Genomic DNA, 6351 nt, shown 5'->3' with positions numbered 1-6351 from the left:
GGACCGGCCCCGCCCGGGGACGGGGCCGGTCCTGCTGGAGCCGACCCCCGGCGTGGGCAAGAAGGTGGCAACGTCGTCGCCGAAGTTGCTCGAGGCCGTCCAGCGGGACATGCGCCTGAGCCGCGCTCAGGCGATCACCCGGCTGGGCCGCCAGGACGCCGCCGGCGCCGTCGAGTCCCGGGCCCGCCGCGCGGCCGGCCGGTCCTTCGCGGGCGCCTGGCTGAACGGGGACGGCTCGTCGCTGATGGTCGCCGTCACCGACCAGCGTGTCGCGCCGGCCGTACGGGCGGCGGGCGGCAATCCCAAGCTGGTGGCTCACCGTCGCGGCGAGTTGGAGATCGCCCGGCTCAAGCTGCGCGCCCACAACGACAAGACCTCCGGCAAGACGTCCGGCAAGGCGACCGGCACCGTGGTACGCGGATGGCACATCGACCTCGCACGCAACCGTGTGGTGGTCCAGGCCGCGCCCGGCAAGCAGGCCGCGGCCGCCCGCTGGGTCGCCGCCGCCGGCGTACCCGCCGGCCTGGTGGCCTACGACACCGGCCAGGCACCGCTGAAGGCGGCCGCCGACGTACGCGGCGGCGACTCCTTCACCAACAGTTTCAGCAAGCGCAAGTGCACCGCGGGCTTCACCGTCAAACCGCTGCTGAACGTCGACGTGCTGGGCACCGACGGCTTCATCACCGCCGGACACTGCGTCGACAAGGGGAACTTCGTCGACTTGGACGACAGCCTCATTCCCGGGGTCGGCCGCACCAACCAGTCCCCCTTCCCGCTGCCGGGCACGCCCCCGGTCAATTCGCAGACGCAACTCCGCGACCGGGCGTTCGTCCAGTTCAACCCCGGCCTGGGCACCCAGGCGCTGCCCACGGCGCGGTCCGGCCTGTTCACCACCATCCCGATCGTGGGCTCCCAGGCGGCGGGCGTCGGTTCCGTGGTCTGCTCCTACGGCAGGTCCAGCGGATACCGCTGCGGGCCCCTGCTCTCCACCTTCCAGGACGTGATCGTGGACCTTAGAGACGACATCGACAACCGGGGCTCCCCGACGATCTTGGACGTCCACACGGCGCGCTTCTGCAGCAGCCCCGGCGACTCCGGCGGCCCGGTCATCACCCCCGAAGGTCAGGCACAGGGCACCGTGGTGGGCAGCAACTGCACGGGCGTCGGCCTCACCTCCGTCTACCAGCCCATCAACCGGTCCATGAACGACCTCCAGGTCCGGCTGAAACTCGCCGGCGCGCGCCCGCCCACCCCGGGGCCGGTCATCACCTCCTTCAACTGTTACTCCGACGGCGACGACGAGAACGCCCTCTTCACCTGCGAGCTGTACTGGACCGGCGGCACCGATCCCAAGCAGGTCCAGGTCAGCTCGAACGGACGATGGCTCAGGAAGATCGACAACTCCGACTACAACTACTACGTCTTCGCCGGCAACTGCGCCCCCTTCGGCTCCACCTACGCGCGGGTCACGGTCGTCGACGACGACGGACGTCGCGACGAGGACAGCAACCCCTCCGTCTGCAATCTCAGCTGAGTCAACGGGCCCGCCACCGCAATCGGTGGCGGGCCCGTTCCCGGCGCTATTTCGGAGATTCCCTCCTCGACAACGACCTGTCGCCATCGAGGGTGAAGCCGATCAACTCCCACATCCCGGACCCGATCCGGCGTGTCACCCAACACGGTCAACGTTCGTGGTCACCGCACTAGTTGTGTCGGGTGGGATACGAGCAACTCGGTCGACCACAGAGATCGGGTGTTGGATCTGGCCGTCGGTGGCGTCGAGGGTACGAAGGGTCAATTGCGCCCATTCATGGTCGTCGATGTTGTCGACGAAGGCCCAGCGGCCAAGACCAGTAAGAACCTGGGGTGGAGCCTTGCTTCGGTCAGCGTCGAGAAGAAGCGTCCAGAGTTGGGCGGCGACTGTGAGGTGCGGCGCTTCAGGTTCAGCTCGCTGTACCAGAAAGGCGCTGTCCTCGACTGCGGTGGCCAGGGCGGCCGGGTCTTTTCCGAGCCGTTTGATCAGCGTGTCGAGGTCGTAGCCCTCTACCTTGTTCAGCGCGGCAACGATGAGAAGCCTGCACGCGTTGTCGACTCCGCGTAGTGCCGCGTCGAAGAGTTCATCCGCGAACTCCCGGTAGAGCCAGGGAGTAGGACGAGCCCATTTGACGGTGAGGTCGAAGGTCTCCTGCGCTAGCGCGCCTTCCCGAAACAGCACTGCTGCCTGATTCTCAAGCCACCCGTTGGCGATCCCTTCCAGGAGCGGGCGATGGGCAGCAAGGATCGCGCGCGACTCCCGGCCGGCTGAGCCCTCTGTCTCGATGACCGTGCTGAGGGCCCGCTCAAACTCTGGCCGGATGCTCCCGCAGTTCCGGAACTCCCACGCAGCAAGAGCCAGCATTGTCTGCAGGCCGTGACCCCATGGACGGTTGATCGCGCTTCCGAGGGGATCACGATCAGCGATTGACGATGTGAGCCCTCACACTGACCTGGCGCTTTTACCTTTTCGTGGCATGGGGCCGGACCCGCCGACCGACGAAAGCGCAGGTCAGCGCTATGGGGGTTCAGGTTCCTGGGTTCTCCCGATTTGTGCACGTCTTGGCGTAGCGCCTCTCGGTCGAGTGGTACAGCCGAACGGGGCTCCCAACTGCGGACGGCACCGGCACTGTGTGGCGGAGGCGCTGGTGACTGGGGCGGGACTGCGGTGTTCCGCCCACTCACGGCTTCCTCTCAGCCGATCGTCAGCCGGTACGAGCCGTGAAACCCGTGACCCGCCAGCCGCCTCGGCTATCGCGCTTCGATCCGGTCGATGCCGGCGCCCGTAGGGGTGGGGATCTTATCCCGGCACCCAGACGCTCAGGGTGCAGCCACTGAGCACGACAAGGACACGGCCGAGTGGACGCCGCCGCTGGGCTTGTTTTCGCTGCACGTACGCCCGGTCGTGGTTCGATGTGAAGTACCGGTGCGACCGCCGACGAGGCGGAGAAGGCGGCGTTGAAGCGGCTGCTCGACATCTGCGGACTGGTGCCGGTGAGCGCACTGCGGAGGGCGGCCGGACGGGCGCTGGTCACCGTCGATCCGGGCGTGCCCCGCCGCGTGCGGGCAAGGGTGCCCTCGCCCCGTGGGGCTGGAGTGTGGCCGCTGACCAAGCGTGGCGTCGGTTCGGCTTACTCCTTACTCCAGGGTCAGCCGTCACCCATTGCGTCTGTACAGGATCCTGGTTATTGTTCTCTGCATGTTGGACGCACGGTTCCTGACGCGGAACGGGATGACCGCCCGGCAATTGGCAGCCGAACTGCTCAATCAGCAGCCGGATTCGCGGTTGCCGAGGATCCGCGACTATGCGGAACGGCTCGGTGTCGGCAACGGCACGGTGCAGGCGGCCCTGCAACTGCTGGAGAGCACGGGCGCGGTGCAGACCGAGGCGCGCGGGCACCTCGGCACGTACCTGCGGGCCGTCGATCGGGCCGGTCTGTGGAAGCTGGCCGGGCTAGGGACGATGCTCGCCGCGATGCCGCTGCCGTACTCGCGCCGGTACGAGGGGCTGGCGACCGGGCTGCGGGAGGCGTTCGAGCATGCGGAGATCCCGTTCGCGCTCACGTTCATGCGGGGCGCGCAGGCCCGGCTGGACGCGCTGCTGGCCGGCAAGGTCGATCTCATCGTGGTGTCCCGGCTGGCGTTCGAGGAGTTCGGCGCTGACTGCCCGATCGCCCAGCTCGCCGACCTCGGCGCCCGCACGTTCGTCGGCGCGCACGGCGTGCTGCTGCGGGCGGGCGCGTCGCTGGACGACCCGGGCCTGGCCGTGGCCGTCGACACCAGTTCCGCCGACCAGCAGCGGCTCACCCGGCTGGTCTTCGCCGGACGGCCCGTCCGGTACGTCGAGACGTCGTACATGCAGCTCGGTGAGCTGTTCCGGCGGGGCGAGGTGGACGCGACGGTGTGGAACCTCGACGAGGTCCACCAGCACATCGACGAGGACTTCACGACGATCCCGTTCGACGAGGTGACCTCCACGGGCCTCGCGGACCGGAACTCCAGCGCGGTCCTCGCCGTCCGCGCCGGCGACTCCCCGGCCCTGGACGCGGTGCGCGACCGCCTCTCGGCCGAGCTCGTGACCCGCACCCAGCAGGCCGTGCTGACCGGCGACCGGCTGCCTTCGTACTGATTCGCACTGAGAGGAGGCCGTCCCATGGACCGGCAGTTGAACGAGCGGCTGGAGATCTTCGAGAGGACCGGGCAGGTCGCCCCCGAGGTCTGCCGCTTCGTACGAGCCGAGCTGGAAGTGCTCGACGCGACGGGCAGCGAGATCACCGAGGAGAGCGTGGGGACGCTGACCAGCCATCTCCTCCTGGCCTTGCAGCGCGCCCGCGATGGGGCGGCGCTGACCGAGTTCGCGGCCGACGACACCATCCGGGCGGAGCTGGTCAGGCACCCGCTCGCGCTGGAGCGGGCGGCGGCGCTGGCGGAGCGGGCCAAGTCCGCGCTGGACGTCGGCCTGCCCGGTCAGGAGGTCCGTTTCCTCGCTCTGCACCTGGCCCTGCTGCGACAACGAGAGGCGATGCGATGACGAAGATCCTGGTGGGCGGCGTCGGCAAGGTCGACGTGGCGGAGCGGCTCAAGGAGATCGGCGGCCTCGAGGTCGTCGTGACAAACGACATGGACGCGGCTACCCGGCTGATGGCCGGCCAGGCCGACTACTACATCGGAACGTGCCACACCGGGGCCGGGGGCTCCCTGGGTGTGCTCGTCGGGCTGCTCGGCGCGGCCCGGTGCTTCACCTTCGGCCGGGGACAGGCCACCGCGGCCGAGGCCGCGGCCGCAGTCGCCGAGGGCAAGGTCGCCTTCGGCTTCTCGATCGACCAGATCGACCAGGTCGTCCCGATCCTGGCCGGGGCCATCCACGAACGGCGGCGGGACGGGTGACCGACCCGTCCTGACCAGTTTCCCTCGGAGGCAGCCATGCCCTTTGCCCTCTCCTACACCGCGGCGGCGGACAGACTCGACTTCTCCTTGGCGCAGAGCCTCACCGTCATCGCCCTCTGCGCGCTGACCGCACTGATCTCGAACATGGCGCTCGCCGTCTTCAACGACGGCGCCCGCCCCTTCCTGCTGGACTTCATCCGGGGCAACACCAGGCGCGGCGAGATGACCGCGGTGTCGTTCGGCCTGTCGGCCGGTTTCGTATTCGGGCTCGGGGCTCCGATGGCGCTGTCGACGGGGGTGCTCAACCCCTGGCTGCTGTTCCTGCCGACCGACATCCTGGGGCTGCTCGCGCCGCGCCGGTGGCTGGCGCCGATCCTGGGCGGGGCCTGGGGCGCGGTCGTCGTGTTCGGGCTGTCGGGCGCCAACAACGCCGCGCACGACCTGCCGGTGGACTTCCTCACGGCGATGCAGGAGATGGCGACGCCGATCCTGTTCCTGTTCCTGCTGTTCCCGGTCATCGCGATCGCGAGCCAGTTCGGACGGGTGCTCGGGGCGGTCGCCTTCGTCGTGGAGATCGCCATCGTCGTTATCTCCATGAAGGCCTGGCCGGACCACTTCCCGGGCGCGCTGGCCATGGCCGCGGGCGTGCTGATGCTGCTCGGCTTCGCCCTGGCCAGGGACCTGCGGAACCGGCGCGCCGCGGCGGCGCCGGCCCCGCCGAAGCCGGCCGACGCGCCCGGCGCCGCGCGGATCCCGCTGGAGGAGAAGGCGGACGACAAGCCCGCCGCGGACCCGATGGCGTCGTTGTTCGGTGCCAACGCCGAGCGGCTGCGCCGCCATCTGCCCTGGTTCGCGCTGCTCGGCGCCGTCCTCGCCGCGATGGTCAACCTGCACATCTTCGGCGGGGGAGAGGCGACGAGTTTCCTGGTGCCCAAGGGCGACTATGGCGAGGCCGCCCAGGTCGACTTCTACCGGGCGTTCGGCTTCCTGCCGCTCATCGCGACGACTGCGCTGGCCAGCGGCGCGTTCCAGATCGTCGGCTTCACCTTCGTCTACCCGCTGGCGTACCTGGCGCCGAACGTGGCCGTGGCGGCGGTCGGCGGCGCCGTCCTGTTCTCGGTGGAGATCCTCGCGCTGTCCTACATCGGCAGGGGGCTGACGATGCTCCCGTCGATCCGGGACGCCTCAGACCACCTGCGCAACGCGATCGGCAAGACCCTGGAGATCGCCATCCTGTTCGGCGCGATCGCGGCCGCCGCGAAGATGGGCGGCGGCCTCGGGATCACTCTCGTCGGCGGGCTCTACCTGCTGAACGAGGCGATCGGACGGCCGATCGTCCGGCTCGCGGCGGGCCCCGCGGCCGTCGTCGTCGCGGGCATCGCCCTCAACGTCCTGCACTGGCTCGACCTGTTCACTCCGCTGAAGGGATGA

The 6351-nt window shown here is 69.4% G+C and carries 6 protein-coding genes; 5 read left to right on the top strand and 1 reads right to left on the bottom strand.

All coding sequences use genetic code 11. From position 1 onward, the window contains the following. Positions 1–1534 (top strand): S1 family peptidase (locus ETD83_RS21450; RefSeq protein WP_138646925.1); only part of this gene is annotated, 1534 nt, incomplete at its 5' end. A gap of 135 nt (positions 1535–1669) precedes the next feature. On the opposite strand, the gene ETD83_RS21445 is transcribed toward ETD83_RS21450, so the two are convergent. After that, positions 1670–2398 carry a hypothetical protein gene (locus tag ETD83_RS21445; RefSeq protein ID WP_138646924.1) on the bottom strand — a complete coding sequence of 243 codons (729 nt, stop codon included), beginning with the start codon at positions 2396–2398 and terminating at the stop codon, positions 1670–1672. 834 nt (positions 2399–3232) lie between these two features. On the opposite strand from ETD83_RS21445, the gene yhfZ reads away from it, so the two are divergent. The 4 genes from yhfZ to ETD83_RS21425 are packed head-to-tail and all read left to right on the top strand — an operon-like array spanning position 3233 to position 6351. Beyond that, positions 3233–4162, top strand: coding sequence for a GntR family transcriptional regulator YhfZ (gene yhfZ, locus ETD83_RS21440; protein WP_138646923.1), 930 nt, complete (start codon positions 3233–3235; stop codon positions 4160–4162). A gap of 24 nt (positions 4163–4186) precedes the next feature. Continuing rightward, the gene (locus ETD83_RS21435; protein WP_138646922.1) at positions 4187–4564 is read left to right on the top strand and encodes a PRD domain-containing protein; all 378 of its coding nucleotides are present in this window, start codon (positions 4187–4189) and stop codon (positions 4562–4564) included. After that, a complete protein-coding gene (locus ETD83_RS21430; protein ID WP_138646921.1) occupies positions 4561–4920 on the top strand; it encodes a DUF2620 family protein in 360 nt (119 codons plus the stop codon). The genes ETD83_RS21435 and ETD83_RS21430 overlap by 4 nt, the downstream gene beginning before the upstream one ends. A gap of 36 nt (positions 4921–4956) precedes the next feature. Then, a complete protein-coding gene (locus ETD83_RS21425) occupies positions 4957–6351 on the top strand; it encodes a YhfT family protein (RefSeq protein ID WP_138646920.1) in 1395 nt (464 codons plus the stop codon).

This window comes from Actinomadura soli (genome assembly GCF_005889715.1).
GTDB lineage: Bacteria > Actinomycetota > Actinomycetes > Streptosporangiales > Streptosporangiaceae > Spirillospora > Spirillospora soli.
The sequence above is the reverse complement of the archived record's forward strand: the minus strand, read 5'-3'. Positions and strand labels throughout refer to the sequence as shown.